This is a genomic window from Flavobacterium sp. FlaQc-48 (assembly GCF_044007335.1).
GTDB lineage: Bacteria > Bacteroidota > Bacteroidia > Flavobacteriales > Flavobacteriaceae > Flavobacterium.
This window is the reverse complement of sequence record NZ_JBIPCR010000068.1, coordinates 1-359: the sequence shown is the minus strand read 5'-3', so window position 1 is coordinate 359 and position 359 is coordinate 1. Positions and strand designations below refer to the sequence as shown.

The window sequence follows — 359 nt, the reverse complement described above, 5'->3', positions numbered from 1 at the left end:
CTTTGTTTAAACTATATGTTAATCTGTTGAGATCATTAACCAATTGATTTTGGTTTTTAAAGTCTAACATTCTGCCGGTAATAATCGAAAAAATAACAAACAAAACCCCCATAATAATAGCCGTTATTACCATGCCAACAACAGCCTCAATTATAGAGAAAGCTGGCAAGGATGACGCGCTATTACGGTTTTTGTACATAGAAACTTTTTTCGAATTTAAATTGTGCACTGTCTTTATATTCTATTAAAATTTTTTTAAGATTTTTATTAATTGTTTCTTCATTTATAATTAGATTTTCGTTTTCATTTTCGTTCGAAATCGAGTCATTTTTTAATTCGGATAAATAAAAAAGTTCGTT

Annotated in this window: 1 pseudogene; it reads right to left on the bottom strand. The window is 27.9% G+C overall.

The annotated features are described in order from the left end of the window. A pseudogene (locus tag ACHRWY_RS27615) lies at window positions 1-199 on the bottom strand (hypothetical protein); the annotation flags it as partial. Window positions 200-359 lie beyond the last annotated feature (160 nt).